This is a genomic window from Microcystis sp. MC19, from assembly GCF_003019735.1.
Lineage (GTDB): Bacteria > Cyanobacteriota > Cyanobacteriia > Cyanobacteriales > Microcystaceae > Microcystis.
This window is the reverse complement of sequence record NZ_CP020664.1, coordinates 4,191,762-4,215,785: the sequence shown is the minus strand read 5'-3', so window position 1 is coordinate 4,215,785 and position 24,024 is coordinate 4,191,762. Positions and strand designations below refer to the sequence as shown.

Sequence of the window (24,024 nt, the reverse complement as noted above, 5' to 3'; positions counted from 1 at the left end):
GATAACTGATAGAGCCTTTTAATCAATTATCATACTAATATCTAACCAAGTAGAACGGGTAATCGGGGCGCTAGTAGAAATATAATCTACTCCTGTTTCGGCAACGTTGCGAATGCGATCAAGGGTAATATTTCCCGATGCTTCTATTTTGGTTTTACTATTAAACTTGCGGATCATCTCCACAGCAGTTTGCATCATTTCTAAATCCATATTATCTAACATAATGATCTCTACCTCCTGCTGCAGGGCCTGATTCACTTCTTCTAATTGGCTGGTTTCTACCTCAATTGTGAGAGGATAGGGCATATTTTGCCGTACACGACGCACTGCTTCCTCGATGCTGCCGGCTGCTTGAATATGATTATCTTTAATCATAATTGCATCATCTAACCCCAAACGATGGTTGATTGCGCCACCGATACTGGAGGCATATTTTTCTAAAATTCGCAATCCGGGAGTAGTTTTGCGAGTATCCACCAATCTTGTCGATAAATCGGCAATTTTCTCCACATACTGACGAGTGGCAGTAGCAATCCCACTCAAGCGCATGGCAAGATTTAAAGCGACTCTTTCCCCGATTAACAGCGCATCGAAAGAACCTTCTATCTCGGCAATAACCTTAGACTTAGGGCAGAATTCCCCCTCGGCAACGGTGGGGGTAAAATGAATAGTGGGGTTAAGCAGTTGAAAAACGCGTTCAGCTACGGGTAAACCGGCAATAACACCCGCTTCCTTGGCAATCCAAGTGGCTTGACCGATTTTAGCATGACCGAAGAAAATTGCTTGGGTGGTGCGATCGCCTCTACCGAGATCTTCTCGTAACCAGTTTTCTAACAAGGGATCAAGGACTAATAGGGGCGGTAACATAGGATTTATCGAAACAATCGGGACGTATTTATTTTAAGTCTAGGAAGGTTTGACCTTTTTGTAAACTTTTTTTAATCGAAACTTATCCCTTCATAGATTAACTCGATCGCACAGTGAAAATCGAGACTAGATAGAATAATTTCTTCCCCTTGACTATAAGCGCAGTAAAACCAAATTTTACCTTCACCGCGGCGATAAACCTCAACAATGATCGATTCGACATCGACTAAAACGTATTCTTGTACACTGGCAATCTGACGATAATATTGTAACTTTTTAGTGCGGTCATAGTTTCCTGTGCTAGGGGAAAGCACTTCAATAATCACTTGTGGATGTTGAATAAAATTACGAGATTCTCTATCCCTAGAATCGCAACTAATCACCAAATCGGGATAAAAATAACGACCATTATTATCTTGTACCTTCGCATCAGATACATTCACCCGACAACCTCGCGGACGGAGATGAGAATATAAAGTTCTGTAAAAATTCAAGGTAATATCATTATGAGCCAGACTACCCCCAGTCATGGCGACAATTTCCCCATCAATGTATTCATGGCGCAATTCCTGTGTAGCCTCCCATCCTAGATACTCTTCCGTGGTCATTCTTTCTGGGTATTGAGGTTGAGAGATCATTTTTCTTTTTCCTTGTCAACTAAATACAGTGTTTATCATAAAGATGAAGTGTAACCTAATTTTGTATCGACTCCTAACGACCGAACACTGGTTCCCCAAAACGAAAACTTTGTATCTCGCCACTAAGACGACTGCTATAAGCGGTGACTGATTACCCTAATGATAAGATGGAGAGAGAAAGCATTATTGTCGCAGGTCGCTAAGATGACGAAAACAGTTGCCCATATCATGACTCCCAATCCCATCACCGTCACCGCTAACACTTCTCTATCCGAAGCAGTGAAGATTTTGGCCGAAAAGCGCTTTAGTGGTTTACCCGTGGTAGATGACAATATGCGACTGATTGGGGTTATCTCCGAAACTGACCTTATGTGGCAGGAAACGGGAGTAGAAGCTCCTCCTTACATTATGCTCCTCGATAGCGTCATCTATCTACAAAATCCTAGCCGTCACGAGAAATTACTCCATAAAGCTCTCGGTCAAACCGTGGGGGAAGTAATGACCGATAAACCTATTAGTATCACAGCTGATCGCCCTTTGAAAGAAGCGGCCTCGTTAATGTATGATCGTCATGTGCGTCGTTTACCGGTGATTGAGGAAGAAACCCACAAAGTAATCGGTATTATCACCCGCGGCGATATCATTCGCGATATGGCAAAATCGGAAGCATAATTGCTTTTTTAGGGCAACAATTAACTAACAGGTCTTGGACAAATGAATCAATCTCAGGAAACGGTTACTTATTCCCTAGAAACTATCTTGCTGCGGATTGAGGGAAAAATCGATTTTTTACAAAAAGATGTGACGGATTTAAACGTAGGACAAGCAGTGTTAACGGGAAAAGTTGAGGGAATAGAAAATCGACTAAACTCATTAGAAGGAAACCAAAAATATCAGGTTTGGGCATTAATTGTCCCCCTAGCTGCAGCAATTGTGAAAACTTTTTTTCTGAGCGCTAATCTCTAAATTCTTATTTCCCTTGCAATTTCTCTAAAAACCCTCAGGATGAAGCGCCGTCAATTTCTCACTAATTCCGCCCTAACTGCTGTTAGTTTTTCCCTAATTCCTAGAAAAATTGTTAGCACTAATTTTCCTCTGATTAAACCGCCAAATCTACAACCAGGGGACGGAGTGGGTATTATTAGTCCGGCGGGGGCAACTTTTAAAGAAGATGATTTGAACATAGTTATCGAAGCAGTTAAATCCCTAAAATTAGTCCCACAAGTTGGTGAATACGCTTTAGATCGTTATGGTTATTTAGCTGGTAAAGATAGGGAGCGAGCGTCGGATATAAATAAATTTTTTGCCGATGATAATATTGCCCTAATTTTACCAATTCGTGGCGGTTGGGGCAGCGCTCGTTTATTACCTTATCTCGACTACGATTTAATTCGTCGTCATCCTAAAATCATCTGTGGTTTCAGTGATATAACCTCTTTATTATTGGCTATTTATGCCAAAACTGGTTTAGTTACTTTCCATGCTCCCAATGGCTTTTCTAGTTGGCGCACTGCTCAAACTGAAAGCTTTCGACAAGTGTTATTTTCTGGGGAAAAGTTGACTTTTAGAAATCTTCCTGATCCCGATGATGCTAATCGTTTAATGCAGGTAAAAAATCGAATTCAAACCATTACTAAAGGTCAAGCAAAAGGTAAATTAATCGGTGGTAATTTAACCACTTTAGCCTCGATCGCAGGTTCTTCCTATCTACCAGATTTTACCGGAGCTATCCTATTTGTAGAAGATATTGGTGAAGATGTTTATGAAATAGATCGCCTGTTAAATCAATTAAAATTAGCGGGAATTTTCGATAATTTAGCGGGGTTTATCTTCGGTCAATGTAGCAATTGTAGCGCCGATAGTAACTATGGTTCCCTGACTTTAGAAGAAGTGATCCGAGAATATATTCAACCCTTAAAAATTCCCGCTTGTTTAGGTTTAATGATCGGACATTTGGAGATTATCGAGACTCTGGCTATTGGTATTGCAGTAGAATTTGATGCTAATCAGGGAACAATTACTATGTTAGAATCGGCGGTTAGTAAGTAGGTGTTAAAGCCTCAAAAACTGTTCTGGCGTTCCCACTCCAAGACTTTTTCAGCAGCTCCTATATTAATTTTTGGGGTACTGATAAGTAGTTGGACAAAAGTAAAGTTAACTGTGGGGTAAGGAGTCAGTGCCGATGAAAAAATTTTCACCCCCACAGATGAAAGAGGTTTCTTTCCCCACACCCCACACCCCAGATCCCAGACCCTACACCCACTTTCCAGTCAGAGGAATGTAGCGAAATATACGGAGCGATCGAGCCAATTTGTAATATATGTGGCCTATAGAATAGGATGATGCGAGCCTAGTCCATACTTGCATCGGGAGGGAACCGTGACGACTTTTCTGGCTTCGCTCAATTTACCGCTTTCGAGTTATCCCGCTGCTAATCTTCAGACCGGGGAATGGACGTTTCCCACACTCTACTCGACTCTGGCTCCCGCTGCCCTAGCAGATTTAGTTTTTTCTCGTTACGAGATTGAAGTGCCGAAAAATTGTCAATTTTGGCATCGGGGTTTAAGTGATGTGTATCTCCTCGAAACCTTGACTACTCCCTACATTTTGCGCGTGTCTCACTGCCATTGGCGCAGCAAAATGGAAATCGACTTCGAGTTAGAATTATTAGATTATCTTGATCGCTCTCAGGTTCCCGTCGCCGCGCCAATTCGCACCAAAAACGGTGATTTATCCGTAGAAATTAAGGCTCCGGAAGGAAAACGTTACGCCGTCCTTTTTCCCTATGCTCCTGGAGGAATTGCCATTGGCGACATAGATATAGAACAAGCCTATCATTTAGGGGCGATCGTGGCTAATTTACATCGGGTGACAGCAGATTTTCAAACCCTAGCCTATCGTCATCCCCTCAACCTCAAATATCTTCTCGAGGATTCCCTGCAAATTATCGCACCTTTTCTGCACCAACGACCGAGCGACCTAGAGTGTGTCTTAGAAACCATTGGGGAAATAGAGGAAGAAACCGCTAAATTACCGACCGAATCTCCCTATTGGAGCATTTGTTGGGGCGATCCCCATAGTGGTAATGTACACATCACCCCTGATAATCAGATGACCCTATTTGATTTCGATCAGTGCGGTTATGGTTGGCGAGTTTTCGATATCGCTAAATTTCTGCAAGTTTCCCTACAATCTGGTTTAAATCGCCGGGTTCGCCATGGTTTTATTCAAGGTTACGATGAAACAGTACCTTTAACCGATGGTGAATTATCTTGTCTTCAGTATCTCACCCAAGCGGCCTATATTTGGTCTTGGTCAATTAGCTTAAATAATCTGCGTTTAACCGATTATAGTCGTCTCTGTGCCAATTATTTTAGTAGCCGTTTGGCCATTCTCAAGCGTTTAAGAACCCAAGAATGGGAATTATTCTAAGCAGCCTTAATCTTGTCGGTGACAGCAGCCTCAACTAACGAAGATAAACTTTCTTGCTGGTCAATCGCCAAACCGGGGATCGATCCCTGTATGCTGGTAAGTATAGATAATCACTAGGTAAAGATTTTCTTCTTCATCTGCCAAAAGTGAAGCGAGCTTTACCGCTTTTGAATACTCCCTGACAGCCTCACAGACAGATGGTATTATGTCTAGAAGAAAGAAGAAGTTTCCCTGTGGTCATAAGGGTTATGGCCAAGTCTGCCATCATTGCGCTCAACTAGATGCCGCTTGGGAAGAAAGAAAACGCCAAAAAAATGCCTGGGAAGCCACTTTTTCCCAGGATCCAATCGATTTGCGGGAATTGCCGAAAAATGTGGTAATTAAAGCCAGGGAAATCCTGCAAGGATTGCAAAATCACCGCAATTATCGAGATTTCCATGGTAAACGATTGCGACACGATCGCTTTATTATCAGTATCCCCGTTACCCGCAATTATCGCCTCATCTGTCGCGACCACGGCAATCTTCTCGTCCCGGAAGCGGTGATCTCTCACGAGGATTATAATGTCTGTAAACCGGGTAGGTGAAGCTAATCTTTAGTTTGTCTCAGAAGATTTATCGCTGTTTATGTCTCCCGAAAATCCGGCAGCCAATTTTCATCGAGAATCTCCTCTAGACTAGCTAACAATTCCCCGGGGAAAATACTGGCATCTAATTGGGTTTCGTCAATAAGCAGATGGCGAGCATCGAGATAACATTCTTGCAAAATTTCCCTTAAATAGGACTTTAAACTGGGACTATCTTCTAAAAGATCGGCAATTTGTAGGCGAAAATTTCTGATTTCTTTTTTCCATGCTGCTTGATTGTAATCTCGTTGCGATTGCCAGTAAGTTAACTTTAGTAAATGCTCTAAAAGTCGAGTTAAGAGACTCTTAAGCACTCGTCGATTATTTTTACCCAAATCTGCTAACTCCTCTAATAAATTCGGCCAATCTACTGCTTGAAAATCCCCCCGACGTAATTGGTTGATAGTGGACTCTAACCAAAGTTGATAATCGCTATCGTAGAGATTTGAAATGGTAATATTCATCATTTTTTACTCCTTAATTTCACTGTTCAGAATTATTGCTGATAGCTTCCCAATCCGGCAACCAATTTTGATCGAGAATCTCCTCTAGACTAGCTAACACTTCCCCAGGGAAAATACTGGCATCTAATTCGGTTATATCAATAATTATCTCCCGAGCATCGCTGTAACATTCCTCAAGTATCTCGGATAAATAGGGTTTGAGACTGGGACTATCTCTCAGTATTTTCTTGATTTGTTTCCGAAAGGTTCTAATTTCCCCTTTCCATGCTGCTTGATTATAATCTCGTTGGGATTGCCAGTAAGTTAACTTCAGTAAATGTTCTAAAAGTCGAGTTAATAAACTTTCTAATACTCGTCGATTATTTTTACCCAAATCTGCTAACTCCTCTAATAAATTCGGCCAATCTACCGCTTGAAAATCCCCCCGACGCAATTGGTTGATAGTGGACTCTAACCAAAGTTGATAATCGCTATTGTAGAGATTTTGGATGGTAATATTCATGATTTTTTACTCCTTAATTTCACTGTTCAGAATTATTGCTGATAGCTTCCCAATTAGGCAACCAATTTTCATCGAGAATCTCCTCTAGACTAGCTAACACTTCCCCGGGGAAAATACTAGCATCTAATTGGGTTTCGTCAATAAGCAGATTGCGAGCATCGAGATAACATTCCTGCAAAATTTCCCTTAAATAGGACTTTAAACTGGGACTATCTTTGAGAATTTTTTTGATCTGAATCCGAAAATTGCGAATTTCTTTTTTCCATCCAGCTTGATTATAATCTCGTTGGGATTGCCAGTAAGTTAACTTCAGTAAATGTTCTAAAAGTCGAGTTAATAAACTTTCTAATGCTCGTCGTTCACTTTTTCCCAAATCCGCTAACTCCTCTAATAAATTCGGCCAATCTACCGCTTGAAAATCCCCCTGACGTAATTGGTTGATAGTATTTTCTAGCCAAAGCTGATAATCGCTATCGTAGAGATTTGGGATGGTAACTTTGATCATTTTTGAAATGGGAAAAAATCAGGAGTTAAGCTGCAGGTAAGTAGTCGTGCAAAATTAATTTCCTAGTCGAGACAGGAGACGGGGACTCCGGGACAGCTATCAGGGATCAGATTTGAATTTTTAGTTTACTGTTTACTGGTCACAGCAAAAAGCTTTTCGCTGACGGGTGACGGCTTGGATGTGTAATTAATTTTGCTTAGGTACTTATCTAAACTATAGAAGAAATTTGGGGCTAATCAATTAGCTAGTTTTGCCAGTTTAGCCGAATTATCCTCTCAATCACATCTAACTGCGAAAAAACCGCCAAAAAGAGTGATAATAAACCTAGCTACTCCCAGAGTAACAAGGAAAGCCCGATGGTGAAAACAGTAATAGGTGTCGATTTAGGTGGAACTGCGATTAAAATTGGTAAATTTGACCAAGAGGGCAATTGTCTCGAATCTCTCACCTTGCCCACTCCCCAACCCGCTACACCCAAAGAAGTTGCCCATACCATACATCAAGGCATTTGTCAAGTAAATTTAGATAAAAGTTGTCAAGCCATCGGTGTGGGAACGCCGGGGCCGGCGGATGCTCAGGGAAGAATTGCCAAAATAGCGATTAATTTGGCAGGATGGCGGGATATTCCCCTCGCCGATTGGTTAGAAGAAAGCACGGGAATGCCGACAATTTTAGCCAACGATGCCAATTGTGCCGGTTTAGGGGAAGCTTGGTTAGGAGCGGGCAAACGCTTTCAAAACCTCATCCTGTTGACCTTGGGGACGGGAGTAGGAGGGGCAATTATCCTCGATGGTAACTTATTTGTGGGCAGCAAGGGAACAGCCGCAGAATTAGGCTTAATAACCCTCAATTTTGACGGTCCATTGTGCAATAGCGGGAATCAGGGTTCCTTGGAACAATACGTCTCCCGGCAAGCTATTCGCCGGATGACCGGCAAAGAACCGAAGCAATTGGCAGAATTGGCCGAAAAAGGCGATCAAGAGGCTTTAGAATTCTGGCAGCGTTACGGTTGTTTACTGGGGGCTGGTATTGCCAGTTTACTCTATGTTCTCACCCCAGAGGCGGTAATTATCGGCGGCGGCATTAGCGCCAGTGCTAAGTTTTTCTTTCCCTCTCTGCTCACAGAAATCGAAAGACGGGTTTTACCTAGTTCCAGAGAAGGATTAGAGGTATTAACGGCCGAGTTAGGTAATCGCGCCGGCATGGTGGGGGCTGCTAAATTAGCTTGGCAATTAGTGGACTGCCGCGGGGAGTCTATTATGGGGGGGGACTGACTTAATCGTGAATAATTAAATGGCGATCGCAATCGCTGCTCACCGCTCCCTGACGCTGAAATTCCCCTAATAAACGGGTTATCGTTACCCTGGTGGTACCGATAGCATTGGCGAGATTTTGATGGGTTAAACGGATCTTTAAACGACTGCCTTGGGCGATTGGTTCTCCCATTTCCCGCTTTAATAACTGTAGTAACTGCTGGAGACGTTCCTCCACTCGTTTGATTCCAGCGATCGCCAGTAGCGATTCCGTTTGTTGTTGACGACGGATCATTTGATTTAACATCATCCTAGTTAATTCCACCGAGTTTTCCACTTCGGCGATCGTGTACCATTTTAGGTACAGTTCCGACAAGGCCCTGGCGTGATAGGATTCCAGATGGGTCAAATTTAAGCCAAAAAAGTGGGATGAATGGGCCCAGCCTAGTAAAATTTCCTCTCCACTCTCAGATACTTGACTTAGTTGCGCCATACCCCGATAAACTTGCCAGACTCCATCAACCACCAGAGGAATATTTTCCCCGCGATCATAAAAATGCAGCCGACGACTCTCGCTATAGTCTTCTCGGAAGGGTGAGACATTGGGATTATAGGTCAGCAACATGATCGAAGTTCTCCTGGGTGAAGGAATAGCAATTTTAACCCCACTTTACTGTATCAAGGTAAACATTAGGTAATCCCCAGATTAACAGTTATCAGTTATCAGTTATCAGTTATCAGTGGGTAAGTCATCAGTTGGCTCTCCCAGCTTTGGTGGGTAAAATGTATTCTAAGATACATTTCTCAAGAGCGAGGGGGTGGAACGAACCACAAAGACACAAAGGACACAAAGATCGATCGATCCTATGTCGATTAAACTTATCACACAGAACCTAGAAGAGCCATCAGTTTTCAGATGTGATACTAAATCTGGTTATTAAAAACTGATTATCTATTGCTCCTATTGCCTATTGCCTGTCCTCATAAGTAGCCTATACTCAACGGATTTAGTATGAGTTATCAGTTCACTGATTACTGATTACTGTTCACTGTTCACTGAAATAACTTCCCCATTTCCCTCTCCCGCAGCTGAAAAACCTCAAGATTATTAATTTAAAGCATCTTTAAGAGCCGTGCGAGCGGCCAGATGATTGCGAGTCGAGGTGAGAATTTCCGATTCTCGTTGCAGACGACTAACTGTATCGAGCATTTCCAATAAAGCCTGTTGTTCCCCGGCCACACCGTAGAGATTACCCGCCACCCAGTAGGATAATTCCAGGGGAAGACTAGGCAAATCGTCGGGGAGTTCAATTTTTTGAGCGGTTAATTTGGCTGAGAGATGAACCACATCCCGCAGCAGTCGATCCACTTCTTTGGCCAGAGGTCGCAGATCTTGGGTGGTGGGGACATCTTCAATCCACTCCACTAAACCGACACGATAGGGTTTTTCCCGGACGTATTCTAGGACACGGAAGCGCTGTTGACCGATGGTGAGAATTTTTAACCGGTCGTCCGGGAGACGTTGACAACGGACAACTTCGGCACAACTGCCGACTTTAGCGATTTCTCCCGTGGCCGGATCTACCATTAAGACCCCAAAACGGCGATCTTCTTCCAATATCGTATTCATCATAATCCGATAGCGAAACTCGAAGATGTGCAGGGGCAGGGGACGACCCGGGAATAAAACAACTTCGGGTAGGGGAAAGAGGGGTAATTCTCTAACGGCAATGGAAGAAGTGGCCATAGGTTTAGTAAAAAAAAACCGATCTTTTCTTATTTTTACACAATACCCCCTGAACCGCTAGGCAAGGGCAAGAGACTCCGAGCCAGTATTGAGGGGTCGGGAGATTGCCTTTATTTAGGGTTTATCGATTTTCAGGTGGTCAACTACCTAATTTTCAGGGAAAAAGTCCCTGAATTTTCCCCTCGATCCCCGCAATGGCTGGCACTTTTTGAGGAGAAAAAAGTCTAAAAGTCTTATCCAACAAGGTTTTTAGATTTATTCAGCCAACCTTTATTTATTCTCCCTTCTCCCTTCTCCCCCACTTCCCCACTTCCTAATTCGGGTTGGCTGAATAATAAATGTGAAATATAGACGAGGTAAGGGGTTTGGGGTCTTGTTTGGCGAAGCAGCTACAATATTTTCAAGCTAGTGGCTCAAAAACCCTGCATTTTGACCAGCGGTCGCCCCTACTTTTTCAGCCAACCCTAATTGATAATTCATAATTCATAATTCCCACACCCCCCCTCAATGCACTTACTGCATGATATAAATGCCTAAACACGATGGTGAGCGGATTTCTGTTACAAACAATACAAAATTATCCAACTTAAAACGAATTAAATAACAAATAGAGACTAGGTAAATTACTAAATTTTTGCTAATGACGACGGTATTTTAAAGAATACTTATTGTTAAATCCCGATTTCTTCATTTCTAACCCGCACCAACTAGAACAATTGCACCTACAGATCAGTAAGGAGATAGATTCGTGGTACAAGCACCTGAAAAAGATGGAACAACTCTCAATAAATTCGAGAAATTTAAAGCCGAAAAAGACGGATTAGCCATCAAAGATGAACTAGATCATTTTGCCCAAATCGGTTGGGAAGCGATGGATAAAACCGATTTAGAACATCGCTTAAAATGGGTGGGGGTGTTTTATCGTCCCGTCACCCCGGGCAAATTCATGATGCGTTTACGGATTCCTAACGGCATTCTTAGCAGTGAGCAAATGCGCGTTTTAGGGGAAATCGTGCAGCGTTACGGTGATGATGGCAATGCCGATATTACTACTCGTCAAAACCTACAATTACGCGGTATTCGCATCGAAGATATTCCCGATATTTTCCAACGACTAAAATCCGTGGGTATGACTTCGGTACAATCGGGTATGGATAATGTCAGAAATATTACCGGTTCACCCATGGCGGGACTAGACGCAGATGAATTAATTGACACCAGGGAATTAGTCCAAAAAGTCCAAGATATGATTACCAACTACGGTCAAGGTAATTATCAATTTACCAATCTGCCCCGCAAATTTAATATTGCCATCGAGGGGGGCCGGGATAACTCGGTTCATGCGGAAATTAACGATATTGCCTTTGTTCCTGCCTATAAAGAGGGAGAATTAGGCTTTAATGTTGTGGTAGGTGGCTTTTTCTCGGCTAAACGCTGTGAAGCGGCAATTCCTATGAATGTTTGGGTGAGACCGAATCAGGAGGTGGTGGATTTATGCCGAGGAATTTTGGAAGTTTACCGCGATAACGGATTACGCGCCAATCGTCAAAAATCCCGTTTAATGTGGTTAATTGATGAGTGGGGAATCGAGGAATTCCGCACGCGGGTGGCTAATCACTTAGGTTATCCCTTGGCAACGGCAGCGGAAAAAGACGCAATCGACTGGGAAAAACGGGATCATTTAGGAGTTTTTCCGCAAAAACAGGAGGGATTGAGCTATATCGGTCTTTGTGTTCCCGTTGGTCGTCTATTTGCCGATGATATGTTCGATTTGGCCCGGATTGCTGAAGTGTATGGCAGCGGAGAATTGCGTTTAACCGTGGAACAAAACGTGATTATTCCCAATATAGCGGCTGAAAATATGCCAACTCTTTTAACCGAGCCTTTACTGGCTAAGTTTACCCCCAATCCTACTCCTTTGCAACGAGCGCTCGTTTCTTGTACGGGGGCTCAATTCTGCAATTTTGCCCTGATTGAAACCAAAAACAGGGCTGTGGACTTAATTAGTCAGTTAGATGCTGAATTAAATATCCCCCAGGGTGTGCGGATTCACTGGACCGGTTGCCCTAACTCCTGCGGACAACCCCAAGTGGCCGATATCGGTTTGATGGGGACAAAAGCACGCAAAGACGGCAAAACCGTGGAGGGAGTTGACCTCTACATGGGGGGTAAAGTGGGTAAAGATGCCCACCTGGGAAGTTGTGTACAAAAAGGGATTCCCTGTGAGGATCTAAAATCGCTGTTAACTTCTATCCTCATCGAACAATTTGGCGCAACACCGAAAGGTTAATTAACAAGTTTCTCGATACGAATGGGGGGTTTATCCCCTCTTTTTTTATCTATCTCTGTTGGGTGAAATTGGCCAACCTCTTGCTATAGTAGGAGGCAGATGGCAGCAGGAAAATTCTTATATATTTTCCTTCCAGATGGGAATCGTTACTTAGCTTCAAATTGGGCTTGTTTACGAAGTAATTCCCCGATGGTTAAATTGGGTTGGGGTCTGCCCTCAAAAACCGTTCCTACCTCAAATTTTTGCAACTGTACCCGTGCCAAATGATAGGCCTCATCGGGTAGGGGAATATAACCAATAGTATCTAATAAATTGGGAACTCGATCGAGATAATATTTGACAAATTTCTCTAAAGCGGGATTCTCTTGGGCTTTTTGGGCATTAACATAAATAAACAAAGGACGAGATAAAGGCTGATATTTACTATCCTCAACATTGCCGCGAGTTGGTTCAATACCGTTAACTTTTAACGCTTTTAATTTATCCCGATTTTGTTCATAGTAAGCGTGGCCAAAATAGCCTAAAGCGTTGGCATCTTGACTGACGGCATTAACTAAAGCTTGGTCATCTTCACTAAAATTAAAGTCCCCACGACTGGCATCTTTGCTGTTAATTACCTCACTAAAAAAATCGTAGGTTCCGGAATCTTTACCTGGCCCGTGAAGGGTAATCGGTCGGTCGGGCCAAGCGGGATTAATTTGATTCCAACGTTTGATTTTATTCTCGGCTGCTGGTTCCCAAATAGTTCTTAATTCTGTGGTGGAAATATCATCAACCCAGTTATTTTGGGGATTGACTACCACGGTTAAAGCATCAAAAGCGATCGGTAGTTCAATAAATCTTACCTTATTAGCATCACATTTTTTTAATTCTTCCACAGAAATCGGCCGAGAAGCATTATTAATATCGGTTTCTCCCGCACAAAATTTTCTAAAACCGCCGCCGGTTCCTGAAATATTAGCGTCAACTTTAACATCAGCCAAAGCTTTGTGGGGAGGATTGGCTTTAAAATCTTCGAGAACTTTGTTGGTAATTGGTGCTACGGTACTCGAACCATCAATTTTAATTGGTTTGAGGTCTTGAGGATTAATATTGGCACAGGCGGGTAAAATTAGAGCAGTACCCAGGACAATTGCCACTACTTTGGTGGGACGAGATAGCTGAGTAAAAATTTCTAGCATAGGTGTAAAAAGGAGAAAGTAAAAACGGGTATTGGGGAGACTTTTCAGTTATCAGTGGGGTAGTGGGGTAGTGGGGAGTTTTTTGCTGTAATCGGTAATCGGTGAACTGAAAACTCACATCGGGAGCATCCCACTTTTGCAATAAGAAATTGTACTTAGATGCGAAATGCTTAGATGGCAAGCCTTTTCGGGAGTTCATAGATTTTTAACGGTTCTCTAAATTGTGTGATTCAAACCAGAATCGTTACTACAAAAGCCTTCTCCCCCTTCCGAGCATTTATACTCATTACATAATTGGGATGCTCCCACTCACATCTGATAACTGATAACTGATAACTGATAACTGATAACTGATAACTGATTCAAGGCTGAGGGATGATGACTAAAAACCTTAATCTTTTCTTTGTTGTTTTTACGTCCCTATAATGATAGAGAAAGAGAAACCCCCTATCTAAACAGGAAAAGTTAGCGGCTTTACCCGCGACTTAAAACTAATGTTTAGTCAAAATAAATAGTAAAAGAAGAACGTAGGTTGGGTTGAAGCATGAAACCCAACGCCCGATTATGTTACGCTACCGCTAACCCATCCTACAAATAATTGTGCCTCCCTACTTAAAACTAATGTTTAGTCAAAATAAATAGTAAAAGAAGTTGAGATTTTTGTCTAGTTATCGAGAAAATTTTTCTTGACAATACATTATGTTCTTTTATTCACTTCTTAACCTATTCTTTACCAAGCAGTGGTAACTTTTAGCGTAAGATTTAAGGCAGTTTACGGATCAAAATTAATCCTATGGCCAGCAGAAACAAGACCAATTTACTAACAGCCTTATCCCTAGCGACTCTAACAGCGACTTTAACCGCTTGTGGGGGCGGCGATACGGCGGGAACCGGCGGAGAGGGAAGCAATAGAATCGCCCAGGTTCCTCTGCAAGGAGAGGTCGCTCTCAATGGTGCGGGCGCTTCTTTTCCTGCACCCCTATATCAAAACTGGTTTGTCACCATTAATCAACTATTTTCTAAACTGCTAATTAACTATCAATCTACCGGTAGCGGGGCGGGAGTCGAACAATTTATCCAAGGTACGATCGATTTTGGCGCTTCCGATGTGGCCATGAGTGACGAGGATATGGCCAGAGTTAGCCGCGGGGTTTTACTGCTACCGATGACGGCGGGAAGCATCGTTATGGCTTATAATTTGCCCGGAGTAGAAGGGCTGAAACTAAGCAGGGAAGCCTATGTAGGCATCTTTTTAGGCACGATTACCCGTTGGAACGATGCCAAAATTGCCGCCGATAACCCCGATTTAAAACTACCCAATCAAGAAATTACCGTAGTTCACCGGGCAGACGGTAGCGGAACAACGGGAGTTTTTACTAAGTTTTTAAGCGCCGTTAGTCCCGAATGGAAAAAAAGCATCGGGGAAGGAAAAGCCGTACAATGGCCGACCAAAAAAGGTAAATTTCTCGGCGGTAGGGGCAATGAGGGTGTAACTGCCCTAATTCAACAAAATCAAGGCTCGATCGGTTATATTGAGTACGGTTTCGCTAAAAATAATAACCTGCCCATGGCCGCCCTGCAAAATCAGGCGGGTAAATTTGTCATTCCCGATGAAACCAACGCCGCTGCTACCCTCGCTAACGTTGAACTGCCTGAAAATTTACGCGCTTTTATCGTCGATCCCCCGGGGGAAAATTCCTACCCCATTGTCACCTATAGTTGGATGTTGGTTTATAAAAAATACGACAATCCCCAAAAAGCTTTAGCTATGGAGGCGATGATCGAATTTGGACTCAATCAGGGACAGGAACAGTCCGCCGCCCTTGGTTATATTCCCCTACCGAAAAACGTCCGGGAACGAGTAGCCGCCGCTGCCGATGTCATCTATCCCGATTACACAATCAGGGTGGATTAGTCGCCGAAAAAATGTATTCAAAGTTACAATAGTAGTGGAGAAAGGCCAATTTCTCCCTTAGCTACCGCAAACTAGCTGGATTTAAACCCTAATCATGAGTGCGCCCACAGTTCCACCCGACTCAAATTTTAAAGAACGTCCAGAATCGGAAAAAATCCTTGATAAAGGCTTTGTTGGGTTAACCACCGCCTTTGCCATCGCTATTGGGCTAATTTTGCTCCTGATTGCTCTAGTTATTTTTATTCGGGCTTTACCAGCGATTCAAAGCTTTGGTCTGGGATTTTTGACCAGTAGTGCTTGGAATCCCGTGCGCGGTCGGGAAGAATTCGGAGTTCTGCCCGTTATCTACGGAACTCTCGTTAGTTCTCTGATTGCCCTCCTGATTGCCGTTCCCCTCGGTATCGGTTCAGCCATTTTTTTAAGCGAAGATTTTATTCCCTTAAATGCGCGGACAATTTTGGTTTTTCTCGTACAACTTTTGGCCGCTATTCCCAGTGTTGTTTACGGATTATGGGGTATCTTTGTATTGATTCCTATCCTCAGACCCCTTGGTAACTGGTTAAATGCTAATTTTAGTTGGATTCCTCTGTTTAGTACTCCTTTAGGGGGTCCTGGAATGTTACCGGCGGGGGTTATTTTAGCAATTATGATCCTGCCGATTATTATCGCTATCTCTCGCGACTCTTTGGCCGCTTTACCGCCAGATTTGCGACAAGCTTCCCTAGGTTTGGGGGCCACCCGTTGGGAAACGATTTTTCGGGTATTAATTCCTGCCGCTTTTTCCGGGATTGTCGGGGGGATTATGTTAGCTTTAGGGCGTGCTTTAGGGGAAACCATGGCAGTAACGATGATTATCGGCAATTCTAACCGCATTAGTGCCTCTATTCTCGCCCCCGCTAACACGATCGCTTCCTTATTGGCTAATCAATTCGCCGAAGCATCGGGAATGCAAGTATCAGCGCTCATGTATGCTGGTTTTGTTCTCTTGGTTTTGACCCTAGTAGTCAATATCTTCGCCGAATTAATCGTTAATCGCGTCAAAGCTAAGTATTAAGCCGTCAGTTATCAGTTTTGAGTTTTGAGTATTAAGTGTTCATCATCAAATGGCAGTTTACTGCTGTCTTTTCACTGTTCACTGATTACTGTTCACTGTTTACTGATTACTGTTTACTGTTCACTCTTCACTGATTACTGTTTACTGATAACTGATAACTGATAACTGATAACTGATATGGATAGTGCGAATTTAGGCAATAATCTCAAAAAGAAACCGAGTAGTCCTCGATCGCTATTGGGGACAATTATGACCGTTCTCTCGGCTTTATGTTTAGCTGTTACTGTGATTCCCCTCTTTGCCGTCCTAGGCTTCGTTTTTGTGCAAGGGGTGGGCCGTTTAAACGCCAATCTCTTTACCAAATTACCGCCACCGCCGGGGTTAGGAGGGGGAGGCATCGCTAACGCCATTTTAGGCACAATTATCGTCGTTGCCCTCGCTACGGCGATCGCAGTTCCCATTGGCGTTTTAGCGGCGGTTTATCTCTCGGAATTTAGCGGTGATAACAAACTTGCCCAGGGTGTGCGCTTTGCTACCAACGTTTTAGCGGGTGTCCCTTCGATTATTGTCGGGGTTTTCGCCTACGGTTTGCTAGTTGCGCCATTATTTGGCGAAGGAACAGCCCTTTTAGGCTTTTCTGCCCTTGCCGGTTCGATCGGTTTAGCGGTGTTAATGTTACCGACTATTATTAGAACCACCGATGAGGCTTTAAAAATCGTTCCCCAAGACATCCGCTGGGCGGCCATGGGTTTAGGGGCCTATAACTACCAAACCGTCCTAAAAATCGTCCTTCCTGCCGCAGTTCCCGCTATTTTGACCGGTGTTACTTTAGCAATTGCTAGGGCGGCTGGAGAAACGGCCTCTTTAATTTTTACGGCATTATTCTCTAACTTTTGGCCCCGGGGTGTCTTTGAACCGATTGCCACCCTTTCGGTCCTGGTTTTCAACTTTGCTACTGCCCCTTTTGCCCCCCAACAGCAATTAGCTTGGGCAGGGGCTTTAATTCTGGTGTTTTTGGTGTTGGTAACTAACATTTTATCCCGTTTAGCCACGCGCCAGAAAACCTATTAAGTCAAGGAAAAAGAACGTAGGTTGGGTTGAAGCATGAAACCCAACGCCCGATTATGTTACGCTATCGCTAACCCATCCTACAAATAATTGTGCCTCCCTACTTAAGTCAAGGAAAAAGTAAAAAGGGATATTTAAGTAAAAATCTACCTATCTTTCCAATTCCTCAATTATCCAAATTCAATTGAAATAATTTATGCTAACTAATTCTAACCCCCATTCTACAGGAACCGTTTTAAAGGTCGATAAGGCTGATATTTACTATGGTAATTATCGAGCAGTGCGGGACGTTTCCATCGATATTCCCAAAAATAGAGTCACCGCTTTTATCGGACCCTCTGGCTGTGGAAAAAGTACCATTCTCAGGTGTTTTAATCGTCTCAATGATTTAATCCACGGTTTTCGTATTGACGGCAAAGTTTTTTATCATAACCAAGATATTTACTCTCAAGAGGTGGATCCTGTCGAAGTCAGAAAATACATCGGTATGGTGTTCCAGCGCCCTAATCCTTTTCCCAAATCCATCTATGATAATGTGGTTTACGGAGCGCGATTAAATGGTTATAAAGGCGATTTAGATGAATTAGTAGAAACTTCCTTGCGTCGGGCTGCTCTCTGGGAAGAAGTAAAAGATAAACTAAAAGAAAGCGGTTTTTCCCTATCGGGGGGACAACAACAAAGATTATGTATTGCTCGCGCTATTGCCGCTCAACCAGAAGTATTATTAATGGATGAACCCTGTTCGGCACTGGATCCAATTTCAACTTTAAAAGTTGAGGAGTTAATGCACGAATTAAAAGAACGTTATACAATTATCATTGTTACTCACAATATGCAACAAGCCACCAGAGTAGCGGATTTAACCGCTTTTTATAACGCTGAACCCACCGATAAAGGTGGCAAAATCGGTTATCTAGTCGAGTTTGATCATACGGACAAAATCTTTAGTGATCCTCAAGAAAAAGCAACTAAAGATTATGTTAGTGGACGTTTTGGCTAAATCAGTTATCAGTTATCAGTTATCAGTTATCAGTATAAAGTGGCAAGTTTGGAGTTTTCTTTTCACTGATTACTGTTTACTGGTCACTGAAAAAAAACACCCATCTCCTTATTTCCTTTGAAAATTATGTATAGTACCGATGTTGTTACCGATGCGGTTTTGAGAACCAAAAACTTAAATGTTTACTATGGTTCTAATCTTGCTGTTCGTGATGTTAACCTTGATATTCCTGAGAAAAAAGCGATCGCTTTTATCGGTCCTTCTGGCTGCGGAAAAAGTACGGTTTTGCGCTGTTTTAATCGCATGAATGATCTAGTTAAAAGTGCCAAAATCGAGGGAAAAGTTACCTTTCGCGGTCAAGATATTTATGGTAATTCCGTTAATCCTATCGGGTTACGCAGTCGCATTGGTATGGTTTTTCAGAAACCGAATCCTTTCCCTAAATCTATCTATGAAAATATCGCTTTTGGGGCGCGATTAAATGGTTACATCGGTGATATGGATCAATTAGTGGAAGAATCTTTAAAAAAAGCCGTTCTCTGGGATGATGTTAAAGATAAACTCAAAGAAAGTGGTTTAGCTTTATCGGGGGGACAACAACAAAGGTTATGTATTGCTCGCGCTATTGCGGTTAAACCGGAAGTTGTTTTAATGGATGAACCCTGTGCGGCACTCGATCCAATTTCTACCCTAAAAATTGAGGAATTAATTCACGAATTGAAAACCCAATATACTATAGTTATTGTTACTCATAATATGCAACAAGCGTCGCGGGTTTCTGATTTAACGGCTTTTTATAATGCTGAACCGACCCCAAAAGGGGGTAAAGTAGGTTATTTAGTGGAATATGATCGCACCGAGGTTATCTTTCAAAATCCCGCTCAAGAGTCCACTAGAGATTATGTTAGCGGTCGTTTTGGTTAATTACTTTAGTCTTTTTGAGATCAATTATCGGGATGAGTTAATCAACTTGTTCTGATTTTTTCTTGTTATTATCTAATAAAACTACATTATTGAGCGTTTTGACTGACTTTAATTTGCAATAGGGTGGTCATCAACTAATTTAAATAACCAAAAATGTGAGAGATATTTGTTTAAGTTAAGCTTAATTAACCTAAACTTAAACTAAATTTAACCAAACTAAATCTTAACCTTAACCTTAAATTAACTAAAATAATTGATCATAATTTTGGGGTTTTATGTACAATCCAACCTGAGAGTTAATTTTTTTATTCCCGAATCAGCAATAATTAGCGAAATGAGTATGCAGAATTTCCAATTCAAACTAAATCGATGGACAATCAGCGCTGGTTTAGCGGCAGTAGGAGCGGCCCTAGCTCTCACCATCCCGGCGGTTAATTCCCAAAGCCGCAATACTATCAAAATTGATGGTTCTAGCACCGTTTACCCAATTACAGAAGCAGTAGCGGAAGAATTTCAAAAGATAAATCGTCAGACACAGGTAACTGTGGGTATTTCGGGAACAGGTGGCGGTTTTAAAAAATTCTGTGCTGGTGAAACGGATATTTCTAATGCTTCTCGTCCAATTAAGGATTCTGAGCGTCAATTGTGCGCTAAAAATGGCGTTAAATTCTTAGAATTGCCGATCGCTTTTGATGCTTTAACAGTGGTAGTCAATAAACAAAATCCCCTTAATAGCATCAAGGTTTCTGAACTGAAAAAAATGTGGGAACCCGCTGCTCAAGGCAAGATCACTAAGTGGAATCAAGTTAATTCTAAATGGCCTAATGCCAACCTAAAACTGTTCGGACCAGGTGCAGATTCGGGAACATTCGATTACTTTACCGAGGCAATTGTCGGTGAATCGAAGAAAAGTCGCACCGACTTTACCCCCAGTGAAGATGATAACGTTCTAGTGCAGGGAGTTATCAGAGATCGTAACGCTTTAGGTTACTTTGGCTATGCCTATTATGAAGCGAATAAAGGTCGTCTGAAAGCTCTAGCCATTGATAACGGCAAAGGGGCCGTACCTCCCTCAGCAGAAAATGTCAACAACGGTAAATATAATCCCCTTTCCCGTCCTGTTTTTATCTACGTTAATGCTAATGCGGCTAAACGTCCAGAGGTGAAAAGTTTTGTCGAATTTTTCATCAATAATGCTCCCAAATTAGTCCGGGAAGTTAAGTATGTGCCTCTACCCGCTAATGTCTATCAATCGGTAATGAGAAACTTTAGAAATAATAAAACAGGGAGTGTATTCGTTGGCCGAGATGTGGTGGGTTTAACCATCCAAGATATTGTCCAGCTAGAAGCTAAAGAATAGTTGCTTATCTGCCAATAAATGGAATGGGGAAGCGATTATCTTCCCCGTTTTTGGAGTTGAATTAAAAAAACTAGCAACTAGATATTTAAAGCATGACTAAACCAGAAATTAAATCAGAGAGTGTCTGGATTCAGGCAGCTACTCCCAAAAAGATTCGCAACCTCAAAGAAACTATTATTGAAGTTATTCTATTTTTGGCGGCTTTTTCCTCTGTTGCCACTACTATCGGCATTATGGAGGTTTTGATTGTAGAATCCGTGCATTTTTTCGAGAAAGTTCCCCTGATTCAATTCCTAACCGATACGGTTTGGAGTCCGCTTTTTGCCGATCCTCGTTATGGTATTATACCGCTACTTTCGGGAACCTTAACCACTTCGATCGTGGCGATGTTTGTCGCTGTTCCTTTGGGAACAATTGCCGCTATTTATCTTAGTGAATTTGCCCCCCCGCGTCTGCGAGAAGTGGTTAAACCTTGTCTAGAATTATTAGCGGCTATACCGACAGTAGTTTATGGTTATTTTGCCTTTTTAAATGTCACCCCTTTCCTACAAACTTTTTTGCCTGACTTACCTTCATTTAATATGCTCAGTGCTGGTTTGGTCATGGGATTAATGATTATTCCCCTGATTAGTTCCATCAGTGAAGATGCCATGCGTGCCGTACCTTTGACCCTCCGGGAAGGTTCCTATGCTACCGGAGCAACTCGTTTACAAACTGCTTTAAATGTGGTTTTGCCTGCCGCTATTTCTGGTATTAGTGCCGCTTATATTTTAGGAGTTTCCCGGGCCGTGGGAGAAACGATGATTGTAGCGATCGCCGCAGGATTACAGCCAAATTTAACCTTCAATCCCTTTAGTGAAGCGGCCACCATTACCGCTTATATTGTTCAGGTTAGTTTAGGCGATTTACCCCACGGTTCGATCGAGTATCAATCAATTTTTGCCGCCGGTATTATGCTAGTCATTTTGACTTTAATCTTTAATATTATCGGTTATTTCCTCGCCAAAAAATATCGAGAGGTTTACTAACCATGCAGCAAGAACAATTATCGAATTTAAGAGCTAATATTGAACGGCGCAAGCTGATTAGCACGGTATTTTCTGGCTTAGGGTTGTTGATTATTTTTGTTTCTACCCTAATTCTCTTTATCCTGATCGCCCAGATGATGATAGCAGGGTTGCCGCGCATTACCCCCCAGTTTTTTACTTCTTTTCCTAGTCGTCACCCTGAAGAAGCTGGTATTCTTTCCGCTTGGGTGGGAACCTTGCTAGTGATGTTGGTAACAGCTTTGATTGCGATTCCTCTCGGTATTGCGGCGGGAATTTATCTGGAAGAATATAGTAAGAAAAATTGGCTTTCAGCAATTATTGAGATTAACGTCACTAATTTAGCGGGTGTTCCCTCAATTATCTATGGTTTACTCGCCCTCGGTTTATTTGTCTATCAATTCAATCTCGGACAAAGTATTATTGCCGCCGGTTTAACCCTAGCTTTGCTGATCCTACCTGTGGTTATTGTCACCACCAGAGAGGCAATTCGGGCAATACCCAACAGTCTCCGGGAAGCGGCCTATGCCGTGGGAGCAAGTAGATGGCAAGTAGTGGCCGATCATATTCTTCCCTACTCCTTCGGTAGTATCCTCACTGGTGTGATCATCGGGCTTTCCAGAGCGATTGGAGAAACGGCTCCCGTGATTACTATTGGTGCGCTCACATTTATTGCCTTTCTACCCGATGCTCCTTTACAAGCAAATTTTCCCTTTATTAACTTTAATTGGCTGAAAGCACCCTTTACAGTTATGCCTATTCAGATGTTTAACTGGGTTTCTCGTCCAGAGCCAGAATTTGAAGTCAATGCGGCTGCCGCTGGTACAGTGTTGATTGTGATGACTCTCGGTATGAACGCTGTAGCTATCTATCTCCGCTATCGTTTCCGCAAAGGTATCAAATGGTAAACTCTATTTTTCCCTCAATGATGTCTAATATCAAAGAATTTCAACCAAAAGCCGAGGTGAGAAACCTTGACTTTTACTACGCTGGCACCAATAAACCCGCTTTGCGAAGTATCAATCTCACCATTCCCGAAAGACAAGTCACCTCTCTAATTGGCCCCTCTGGCTGCGGTAAAACGACGCTTTTGCGCTGTTTTAATCGAATGCACGACCTTTATGCCGCTAATCGCTACGAAGGGGGCATTTATATCGATACAGTCAATATTTTAGCTCACAAGGTCGATCCGATCGAGGTGCGGATGCGGATTGGTATGGTTTTCCAAAAACCGAACCCTTTCCCGAAATCTGTTTACGAAAATGTCGCCTACGGTTTGCGGGTTAGGGGTGAAAAAAAACGGGAGTTTATCGATTATAAAGTAGAACAAGCTTTGCGCGGTGCCGCTTTGTGGGATGAAGTCAAGGATCGTCTCAACACCAGTGCCTACGATTTATCGGGGGGACAACAACAACGTCTCTGTATTGCCCGCGCTTTAGTTACGGATCCTGAAATTATCCTCTTTGATGAACCCACTTCCGCTCTCGATCCGATCGCCACTAATAGTATAGAAGAACTAATTGGTAAATTAGAGGAAAAAGTTACCATTTTAATCGTCACCCACAGTATGCAACAGGCAGCCCGGATTTCTGATTACACAGCTTTTATGTATTTGGGTGAACTGATGGAGTTTGGACAAACTAAAATTATGTTTCAAGAACCAACTCACGAGAAAACAAAAGAATATATTAGTGGTCGATTTGGTTAAAAAATCGCAATTGTTTGGGGAGAGAAAGCAATTAAGCTGTTCGTAGGGCAGCAGTCAGCAGTCAGCAGTCAGGATTCAGGATTCAGGAGTCAGGAGTCAGCAGTCAGCAGTCAGGATTCAGGAGTCAGGAGATAGGGTGATAGGGTTTTGGGGTGATAGGGTGATAGGGAAATTTCATCCAAATGCTCCACTCCCCCACTCCCCCACTTCCCCACTCCCTAATTCATAATTCATAATTCCCCACACCCCACACCCCACACCCCACACCCCACACCCCACTTCCCCACTATCCTATACTTTTTAAACAGGATTTAGTATCAATCATAGCTCCACAAAATTTCTAGAATATCGACCTATGGCCATTGTAGAAGAAATTGACAATTAGTACAAGTGTATAAAGAAAGCTTAACAATGCTCATGGGAGAATGGACGAAGTTTGAATATT

General features: G+C 42.6%; 24 protein-coding genes. 16 read left to right on the top strand and 8 right to left on the bottom strand.

The genetic code is table 11. From position 1 onward, the window contains the following. Positions 1-18: 18 nt before the first annotated feature. Together nadC and B5D77_RS21395 are read right to left on the bottom strand one after the other, a co-directional pair. The gene (gene nadC / locus B5D77_RS21400) at positions 19-867 is read right to left on the bottom strand and encodes a carboxylating nicotinate-nucleotide diphosphorylase (protein WP_008196068.1); all 849 of its coding nucleotides are present in this window, start codon (positions 865-867) and stop codon (positions 19-21) included. A gap of 71 nt (positions 868-938) precedes the next feature. Next, positions 939-1,505: a Uma2 family endonuclease gene (locus B5D77_RS21395; protein WP_106909607.1), complete on the bottom strand. Its 567-nt coding sequence runs from the start codon at positions 1,503-1,505 to the stop codon at positions 939-941. Positions 1,506-1,709: 204 nt separating this feature from the next. Between B5D77_RS21395 and B5D77_RS21390 the strand changes: the two genes are divergently transcribed. The 5 genes from B5D77_RS21390 to B5D77_RS21370 all read left to right on the top strand — a co-directional run bounded on the left by B5D77_RS21390 (position 1,710) and on the right by B5D77_RS21370 (position 5,523). Continuing rightward, entirely contained in the window at positions 1,710-2,177 is a 468-nt protein-coding gene (locus B5D77_RS21390; RefSeq protein WP_008196071.1) for a CBS domain-containing protein, read from the top strand. A 42-nt stretch (positions 2,178-2,219) separates the two neighbouring features. Beyond that, positions 2,220-2,471, top strand: coding sequence for a hypothetical protein (locus B5D77_RS21385; RefSeq protein WP_008196073.1), 252 nt, complete (start codon positions 2,220-2,222; stop codon positions 2,469-2,471). Between the two features lie 39 nt (positions 2,472-2,510). Continuing rightward, the gene (locus tag B5D77_RS21380; protein WP_008196075.1) at positions 2,511-3,554 is read left to right on the top strand and encodes an LD-carboxypeptidase; all 1,044 of its coding nucleotides are present in this window, start codon (positions 2,511-2,513) and stop codon (positions 3,552-3,554) included. Positions 3,555-3,884: 330 nt separating this feature from the next. Next, the gene (locus B5D77_RS21375) at positions 3,885-4,937 is read left to right on the top strand and encodes a phosphotransferase (RefSeq protein ID WP_008196077.1); all 1,053 of its coding nucleotides are present in this window, start codon (positions 3,885-3,887) and stop codon (positions 4,935-4,937) included. 205 nt (positions 4,938-5,142) lie between these two features. Continuing rightward, positions 5,143-5,523, top strand: coding sequence for a hypothetical protein (locus B5D77_RS21370; protein WP_008196079.1), 381 nt, complete (start codon positions 5,143-5,145; stop codon positions 5,521-5,523). 38 nt (positions 5,524-5,561) lie between these two features. On the opposite strand, the gene B5D77_RS21365 is transcribed toward B5D77_RS21370, so the two are convergent. From B5D77_RS21365 to B5D77_RS21355, 3 genes are read right to left on the bottom strand one after another with little or no spacing between them, the layout of a single operon-like run. Further along, on the bottom strand, positions 5,562-6,026 hold the full coding sequence (locus B5D77_RS21365; RefSeq protein ID WP_039899187.1) for a DUF29 domain-containing protein: 465 nt from the start codon (positions 6,024-6,026) through the stop codon (positions 5,562-5,564). Positions 6,027-6,045: 19 nt separating this feature from the next. Then, complete coding sequence (locus B5D77_RS21360) at positions 6,046-6,531, bottom strand: DUF29 domain-containing protein (RefSeq protein WP_106909606.1); 486 nt, start codon at positions 6,529-6,531, stop codon at positions 6,046-6,048. Between the two features lie 16 nt (positions 6,532-6,547). After that, positions 6,548-7,033, bottom strand: a complete 486-nt coding sequence (locus B5D77_RS21355) for a DUF29 domain-containing protein (protein ID WP_008196086.1) — start codon at positions 7,031-7,033, stop codon at positions 6,548-6,550. Positions 7,034-7,389: 356 nt separating this feature from the next. Here B5D77_RS21355 and B5D77_RS21350 point away from each other — a divergent pair, with 356 nt between their 5' ends. Further along, entirely contained in the window at positions 7,390-8,307 is a 918-nt protein-coding gene (locus B5D77_RS21350) for an ROK family protein (protein ID WP_106909605.1), read from the top strand. Between the two features lies 1 nt (position 8,308). Here B5D77_RS21350 and B5D77_RS21345 read toward each other — a convergent pair whose 3' ends face one another. Next, the gene (locus B5D77_RS21345; protein ID WP_008196089.1) at positions 8,309-8,911 is read right to left on the bottom strand and encodes a Crp/Fnr family transcriptional regulator; all 603 of its coding nucleotides are present in this window, start codon (positions 8,909-8,911) and stop codon (positions 8,309-8,311) included. 483 nt (positions 8,912-9,394) lie between these two features. Beyond that, on the bottom strand, positions 9,395-10,033 hold the full coding sequence (locus B5D77_RS21340) for an LON peptidase substrate-binding domain-containing protein (protein WP_002739408.1): 639 nt from the start codon (positions 10,031-10,033) through the stop codon (positions 9,395-9,397). Positions 10,034-10,781: 748 nt separating this feature from the next. Between B5D77_RS21340 and B5D77_RS21335 the strand changes: the two genes are divergently transcribed. Beyond that, a complete protein-coding gene (locus B5D77_RS21335) occupies positions 10,782-12,323 on the top strand; it encodes a ferredoxin--nitrite reductase (protein ID WP_008196112.1) in 1,542 nt (513 codons plus the stop codon). 146 nt (positions 12,324-12,469) lie between these two features. Here B5D77_RS21335 and B5D77_RS21330 read toward each other — a convergent pair whose 3' ends face one another. Next, entirely contained in the window at positions 12,470-13,504 is a 1,035-nt protein-coding gene (locus B5D77_RS21330) for a PstS family phosphate ABC transporter substrate-binding protein (RefSeq protein WP_008196114.1), read from the bottom strand. A gap of 793 nt (positions 13,505-14,297) precedes the next feature. Between B5D77_RS21330 and pstS the strand changes: the two genes are divergently transcribed. The 9 genes from pstS to pstB (B5D77_RS21285) all read left to right on the top strand — a co-directional run bounded on the left by pstS (position 14,298) and on the right by pstB (B5D77_RS21285) (position 23,579). Further along, on the top strand, positions 14,298-15,419 hold the full coding sequence (gene pstS / locus B5D77_RS21325; RefSeq protein WP_106909604.1) for a phosphate ABC transporter substrate-binding protein PstS: 1,122 nt from the start codon (positions 14,298-14,300) through the stop codon (positions 15,417-15,419). 94 nt (positions 15,420-15,513) lie between these two features. Next, positions 15,514-16,473 (top strand): phosphate ABC transporter permease subunit PstC, encoded by a 960-nt coding sequence (gene pstC / locus B5D77_RS21320; protein WP_008196118.1) that lies wholly within the window; start codon positions 15,514-15,516, stop codon positions 16,471-16,473. Between the two features lie 177 nt (positions 16,474-16,650). Then, the gene (gene pstA, locus B5D77_RS21315) at positions 16,651-17,544 is read left to right on the top strand and encodes a phosphate ABC transporter permease PstA (RefSeq protein WP_008196120.1); all 894 of its coding nucleotides are present in this window, start codon (positions 16,651-16,653) and stop codon (positions 17,542-17,544) included. A gap of 193 nt (positions 17,545-17,737) precedes the next feature. Further along, the gene (gene pstB / locus B5D77_RS21310; RefSeq protein ID WP_008196122.1) at positions 17,738-18,541 is read left to right on the top strand and encodes a phosphate ABC transporter ATP-binding protein PstB; all 804 of its coding nucleotides are present in this window, start codon (positions 17,738-17,740) and stop codon (positions 18,539-18,541) included. Positions 18,542-18,667: 126 nt separating this feature from the next. Further along, complete coding sequence (gene pstB, locus B5D77_RS21305) at positions 18,668-19,465, top strand: phosphate ABC transporter ATP-binding protein PstB (protein ID WP_008196127.1); 798 nt, start codon at positions 18,668-18,670, stop codon at positions 19,463-19,465. Positions 19,466-19,799: 334 nt separating this feature from the next. Then, entirely contained in the window at positions 19,800-20,825 is a 1,026-nt protein-coding gene (locus B5D77_RS21300) for a PstS family phosphate ABC transporter substrate-binding protein (protein WP_008196130.1), read from the top strand. A 92-nt stretch (positions 20,826-20,917) separates the two neighbouring features. Continuing rightward, positions 20,918-21,853: a phosphate ABC transporter permease subunit PstC gene (gene pstC / locus B5D77_RS21295; protein WP_008196131.1), complete on the top strand. Its 936-nt coding sequence runs from the start codon at positions 20,918-20,920 to the stop codon at positions 21,851-21,853. A 2-nt stretch (positions 21,854-21,855) separates the two neighbouring features. Then, complete coding sequence (gene pstA / locus B5D77_RS21290) at positions 21,856-22,779, top strand: phosphate ABC transporter permease PstA (protein ID WP_008196133.1); 924 nt, start codon at positions 21,856-21,858, stop codon at positions 22,777-22,779. After that, positions 22,773-23,579 (top strand): phosphate ABC transporter ATP-binding protein PstB, encoded by an 807-nt coding sequence (pstB, locus tag B5D77_RS21285; RefSeq protein ID WP_081504635.1) that lies wholly within the window; start codon positions 22,773-22,775, stop codon positions 23,577-23,579. Before pstA (B5D77_RS21290) ends, pstB (B5D77_RS21285) begins: the two co-directional genes overlap by 7 nt. Positions 23,580-24,024 lie beyond the last annotated feature (445 nt).

What these genes read in the sequence shown, in the direction of transcription:
- B5D77_RS21395 (WP_106909607.1), bottom strand. Translation starts at nt 1,505, where the DNA reads ATGATCTCTCAACCTCAATACCCAGAAAGAATGACCACGGAAGAGTAT.
- pstB (WP_008196127.1), top strand. Translation starts at nt 18,668, where the DNA reads ATGTATAGTACCGATGTTGTTACCGATGCGGTTTTGAGAACCAAAAAC.
- B5D77_RS21330 (WP_008196114.1), bottom strand. Translation starts at nt 13,504, where the DNA reads ATGCTAGAAATTTTTACTCAGCTATCTCGTCCCACCAAAGTAGTGGCA.
- B5D77_RS21350 (WP_106909605.1), top strand. Translation starts at nt 7,390, where the DNA reads ATGGTGAAAACAGTAATAGGTGTCGATTTAGGTGGAACTGCGATTAAA.
- pstB (WP_081504635.1), top strand. Translation starts at nt 22,773, where the DNA reads ATGGTAAACTCTATTTTTCCCTCAATGATGTCTAATATCAAAGAATTT.
- pstS (WP_106909604.1), top strand. Translation starts at nt 14,298, where the DNA reads ATGGCCAGCAGAAACAAGACCAATTTACTAACAGCCTTATCCCTAGCG.
- B5D77_RS21370 (WP_008196079.1), top strand. Translation starts at nt 5,143, where the DNA reads ATGTCTAGAAGAAAGAAGAAGTTTCCCTGTGGTCATAAGGGTTATGGC.
- B5D77_RS21380 (WP_008196075.1), top strand. Translation starts at nt 2,511, where the DNA reads ATGAAGCGCCGTCAATTTCTCACTAATTCCGCCCTAACTGCTGTTAGT.
- B5D77_RS21345 (WP_008196089.1), bottom strand. Translation starts at nt 8,911, where the DNA reads ATGTTGCTGACCTATAATCCCAATGTCTCACCCTTCCGAGAAGACTAT.
- pstA (WP_008196120.1), top strand. Translation starts at nt 16,651, where the DNA reads ATGGATAGTGCGAATTTAGGCAATAATCTCAAAAAGAAACCGAGTAGT.
- B5D77_RS21365 (WP_039899187.1), bottom strand. Translation starts at nt 6,026, where the DNA reads ATGAATATTACCATTTCAAATCTCTACGATAGCGATTATCAACTTTGG.
- pstB (WP_008196122.1), top strand. Translation starts at nt 17,738, where the DNA reads ATGCTAACTAATTCTAACCCCCATTCTACAGGAACCGTTTTAAAGGTC.
- nadC (WP_008196068.1), bottom strand. Translation starts at nt 867, where the DNA reads ATGTTACCGCCCCTATTAGTCCTTGATCCCTTGTTAGAAAACTGGTTA.
- pstC (WP_008196118.1), top strand. Translation starts at nt 15,514, where the DNA reads ATGAGTGCGCCCACAGTTCCACCCGACTCAAATTTTAAAGAACGTCCA.
- B5D77_RS21355 (WP_008196086.1), bottom strand. Translation starts at nt 7,033, where the DNA reads ATGATCAAAGTTACCATCCCAAATCTCTACGATAGCGATTATCAGCTT.
- B5D77_RS21390 (WP_008196071.1), top strand. Translation starts at nt 1,710, where the DNA reads ATGACGAAAACAGTTGCCCATATCATGACTCCCAATCCCATCACCGTC.
- B5D77_RS21300 (WP_008196130.1), top strand. Translation starts at nt 19,800, where the DNA reads ATGAGTATGCAGAATTTCCAATTCAAACTAAATCGATGGACAATCAGC.
- pstA (WP_008196133.1), top strand. Translation starts at nt 21,856, where the DNA reads ATGCAGCAAGAACAATTATCGAATTTAAGAGCTAATATTGAACGGCGC.
- B5D77_RS21340 (WP_002739408.1), bottom strand. Translation starts at nt 10,033, where the DNA reads ATGGCCACTTCTTCCATTGCCGTTAGAGAATTACCCCTCTTTCCCCTA.
- B5D77_RS21385 (WP_008196073.1), top strand. Translation starts at nt 2,220, where the DNA reads ATGAATCAATCTCAGGAAACGGTTACTTATTCCCTAGAAACTATCTTG.
- pstC (WP_008196131.1), top strand. Translation starts at nt 20,918, where the DNA reads ATGACTAAACCAGAAATTAAATCAGAGAGTGTCTGGATTCAGGCAGCT.